4 protein-coding genes and 1 pseudogene are annotated in these 3,999 nt (G+C 73.8%); 2 read left to right on the top strand and 3 right to left on the bottom strand.

Annotated elements, in window-relative coordinates; translation table 11 throughout:
* Window positions 1-316 precede the first annotated feature (316 nt).
* Window positions 317-514, bottom strand: a pseudogene (locus AC07CM_RS46690) (SRPBCC family protein); the annotation flags it as partial.
* A 43-nt stretch (window positions 515-557) separates the two neighbouring features.
* Window positions 558-1,130 (bottom strand): TIGR03086 family metal-binding protein, encoded by a 573-nt coding sequence (locus tag AC07CM_RS46685; protein WP_478882659.1) that lies wholly within the window; start codon window positions 1,128-1,130, stop codon window positions 558-560.
* 91 nt (window positions 1,131-1,221) lie between these two features.
* Here AC07CM_RS46685 and AC07CM_RS46680 point away from each other — a divergent pair, with 91 nt between their 5' ends.
* A complete protein-coding gene (locus AC07CM_RS46680) occupies window positions 1,222-1,545 on the top strand; it encodes an ArsR/SmtB family transcription factor (RefSeq protein ID WP_478882658.1) in 324 nt (107 codons plus the stop codon).
* The gene (locus tag AC07CM_RS46675; RefSeq protein WP_478882657.1) at window positions 1,542-1,979 is read left to right on the top strand and encodes an SRPBCC family protein; all 438 of its coding nucleotides are present in this window, start codon (window positions 1,542-1,544) and stop codon (window positions 1,977-1,979) included. Before AC07CM_RS46680 ends, AC07CM_RS46675 begins: the two co-directional genes overlap by 4 nt.
* Before the next feature lie 7 nt (window positions 1,980-1,986).
* Here AC07CM_RS46675 and AC07CM_RS46670 read toward each other — a convergent pair whose 3' ends face one another.
* Complete coding sequence (locus AC07CM_RS46670) at window positions 1,987-3,828, bottom strand: flippase-like domain-containing protein (RefSeq protein WP_478882656.1); 1,842 nt, start codon at window positions 3,826-3,828, stop codon at window positions 1,987-1,989.
* Window positions 3,829-3,999: the final 171 nt, after the last annotated feature.

Raw genomic sequence — 3,999 nt, 5'->3', positions numbered from 1 at the left:
TTTCCTCCCCCCCCCCCCCCCCCCCCCCCCCCACCCCCCTCCCCCCCCCCCCCACCCCCCCCTCCCCCCCCCCCCCCCCCCCCCCCCCCCCCGGGTCCGAGTCGCGCCGGCTTCACCGCACTCAGCCGCGAGTCGCTTTCCCCTCCCGCGCGAACAAACCCCTGTGTCGGTGCCGTCGGTTCGGAGGCGTCCCCGCCTCGCGCCGTCGCGGCGCCGCCTCCCCACGGGAGCGGTCCCGCCGTAGACCCTGGCCGTTCACCCGTCCCCACCGAGAAGCCGGAGTCGATCCGTACGGGGGCGGCGCCCGCTAACGGCCGATGTGCCGGCCGAGGAAGTGGGCGGTGCGGGTCACCTCGGCACCGACGCCGAAGCCGCCCGCGGCCGCCTCCCTGGTCAGCTCCGCAGTGCGGATTCCCTGGGTCCGCTCCGGGTCGTGGCGCCAGTCCACGGCGTACGCGGCCACCCGCTCGGGCGGCGGCGCGATGACGCGTTCCGCCGTCTCGTCGAGCGCCATACCACTCTCTCGACCTCCTTGCGGGGCTCCGCCCTCCGGGTGGTCAGCCGTTCCACCCAGGATTCCGTCCGCTGGCGCCGAGCGCCCGCTGGAAGGCCGGGGCGTCGCCCGGTACCGGCACGGCCGGACCGTATCCGCCGTTGCCCCGGACCTGCTCGGCGATCTGCTCGACGACGCCGAGCGCGATCCGCCCGGTCTCGTCGCCGACGCCGAACGGCTGACCGGTGGCGCGTGCCAGGTCCCAGCCGTGCAGAGCGAGTTCCTGCAACGTGATCGAGGCGGCGACGGTGGCCGGCAGCTCACCCGGGCCGAACTCCGTCGTCCCCTCGTAGGCCGCGGGGTCGGACCAGGCCGCCGCGGCGAGCCCCGCGGAGTCGGCCAGCGCCCGCGGTGAGACGGCCGCGACGGCGCCGACACCGGGCTGTGTCTCCTTGCGGGCGGCCCGCGCCGCGGACTGCAGGGTCGAGCCGAGGTGGTCGACGAGTTCGGCGACGGTGAACTTCTCGCACGGTGTGCGGTCCTGAAGCTGTTCCTCCCGGATGCCGGAGGCGATCGCGGCGACGGCGTCGGCGCACTCCCGGATGGCGGGCTGGAACGCGCTGTGCTGGGTGCTCATGGGTCTCTCCCTGGGGTCCATGCTCGTTTTAGTCCACACTAAAATGACTCACCGGTTCTGGCAAATTCAAGTGGCGACTAAAATGACCCGCATGGATGCGGTACGAGCGGTCGCCGAGCCCCGGCGGCGCGAGATCCTGCGGCTGGTGTGGGACGCGGAGCTGTCCGCCGGCGAGATCGCGGAGCGGTTCGACGTCACCTTCGGGGCGGTCTCCCAGCACCTCAAGGTGCTCAGGGAGTCCGGCCTGGTTACGCTGCGCCAGGACGGCAAGAAGCGCTTCTACCGGGCCGACCGCGAGGCCCTCGGTCCGCTGGCCGCCTATCTGCAGTCCATGTGGGCCACGAAGCTGGACACGCTCGCCGAACTGGCGGAGGCGGCGGAACGGGCGGAGCGCGCCGAAGGGACGGACTCGTGAGCAATGACGCGGTCACCGTGGAACGGCACATCGCGGCACGCCCCGAGACGGTGTTCTCCTTCTTCACCGACCGGGACAAGTGGCTGTCCTGGATGGGCAAGGACGGCGAGTTCAGCTTCGAGCCCGGCGGCGCCTACCGAACGCTGGTCAACGGCGAGAACGTCGCCGAGGGCCGCTTCGTCGAGATCGACCCGCCCAGGCGAGTCGTCTTCACCTGGGGCTGGGCCACCGGCGAGATGCCCGTGCCGCCCGGCTCCTCGACGGTCGAGATCACCCTGGAGCCGGTGCCCGAGGGCACCCTGCTGCGGCTCGTCCACCGGGACCTGCCCTCCCCCGAGGCATGTGCCGCGCACGAGGAGGGCTGGACGCACTACACCGGCCGGCTCGCCGTCGTGGCGGCGGGCGGCGATCCCGGTCCCGACCCCTGGATGTGAGCCGGCGTCACACGTACCCACGACGCTGGACGAAGCCGAGGGCCAGCGCGCCCAGCGGAACGTTGAGCCAGAACGTGAGCAGCCGGTAGACCAGGACGGCGGAGGTGGTGGGCGCGGCCGGCACACCGAGCGCGGTCAGACCGGCGATGAGTCCGGCTTCGAGCGCGCCCAGGCCGCCGGGGACGGGAGCCGCGTTGGCCAGCAGACGGGCCGCCATGTAGGCGGCACCGACCTGGATGAACGGGAGGTCGCCGCCGAGCGCGTGGACGCTCAGGGCGAGACCCACGACCTGCACGAGGGGCAGGCCGAGCGCACCCACGCTGCCGAGGGCGATCTTCAGGGGGTCGGTGGCGATGCCCTTGACGGTCGATCCAGCCGAGCTCAGGAACGGCCACACCTTCTCGTGCAGAAAGCGCCGGCCGGGCGGGGTGAGGCCGATCAGCCCTCCGGCGGCGAGCGTGAGCGCGATGGCGGGCAACGCGTACCGGCCGACGGGCACGTCCAGATGCACTCCGGCGTGGTGCCCTCCGGCCCAGGCGAAGAACACCGCGGCAACCACGGCGTTGGCGAGGGCTCCGGCCAGGCTCTGCAGCCCGACGGAGGCCGTGGCCGCGCCGGTCTCGATGCCCGTCTTCTGCAGATAGCGCAGGTTCAGCGCCATACCGCCGACGTTGTTGGGGGTGATCCGGTTCAGGAACGAACTGGCGAACTGCACCTGGTAGGTGGGGCCGAACGGCAGCCGGTCGGGGATCGTGCCCAGTTGCAGACAGGTCGAGAGCGCCTGCGAGACGAAGGTGACGGGCACGACGGCAAGCAGCCACCACCAGTTCGCGTCGCCCAGAGCGCGGAGGGCGGCCGGGGCGTTGGCGAACTGCGGGAGCACCAGGTGCAGCACCAGGAACCCGCCGAGCAGGCCCAGGACGCTCTTCCAGGTGAACCGTGCCATGCGGGCCGGCGGCACGGACGGCACCTCACACGCCGTACGGACCTCGGTGGCGAGGTCGTGCATCAGGGTGGGGCGGCCGCCGGGGCGTCGCGCCCGCCGCCGGACGCCCTCCCCGGCGGCCCGGGCGCGCTCCTGGTCGTGGCGCGCGACCTCGCGCCGCGCCGGGCCGATCAGCGCGAGCGGCTGCAGATACGGCAACGCGCTCGCCAGCACGTCGGGGCCGAGCCCCGCCAGCGCACCGGCAGTGGCACGGCGCGGGCCGACGCGTACGGCGGTCGTGGCCAGCAGTTCGGCGATGTCGCTCCCGAGCACCTCGGGCGGGGCGTTGAGCCGGGCCCAGGCGAAGGCGGTGAGCCGGGGCGTGCCGTCCGGTTCGACGAGGACGTGCTGGGTGCGTAGCGCGCGGTGTGCGAGGCGGTGCTCCTGCAGGCGGGCGACGGACTGCCACACCTGGCCGAGCAGCTGGTCGGTCAGGTCCTCGGCCGCATGCGCGGACACCGGTCGGGCGTCCTGCCCTACGGTCACCAGGAGCGCGCCCCCTCCGTCCACCGGGTAGGCGATCACGGGTTCGTCGACCCGGGCGCCGGTGCGGGCGGCGAACACCAGCATGAGCAGTTCGTGCTCGACGGCGGTGAGCGGCGTCTGGGCGCCAGGGTCGTCCGGGTGACGCAGCAGCGTGCGGCGGGCGAGCCGGTGGAACAGGCCGCGGCCCCGGTCCTCGGCGGCGACGGCCCGCACCGTCAGCCGCGCGCCGGCGGTGGTCTCGGCACGGTAGCGGATCCCCTCGCCGGGAAGCTGCTCCTCCGAGGGCAGCTCGCGCAGGGTCGCGAGCGGGATCCCACAGTCGGCCAGCGCCTCGGCGACTGCCCTGACGGGCGGCCGGTCCGGCGGGCCGCCAGCCATGAGCAGGACCGCGGAGCCGGCCGCGGGGGGGGGGGGGGGGGGGGAGGGGGGGGGGGGGAGAGAGGGGGGGGGGGGGGGGGGGGGGGGGGATAGTCGAGGGACGGACTGGCATCAAGCGGGAAGGCGTGCGCAACATACTCACATAATGGGCGAACGAAGTGGCGCAGAAGG

The sequence above is a fragment of the Streptomyces sp. NPDC044061 genome (assembly GCF_056434305.1).
The sequence above is the reverse complement of the archived record's forward strand: the minus strand, read 5'-3'. Positions and strand labels throughout refer to the sequence as shown.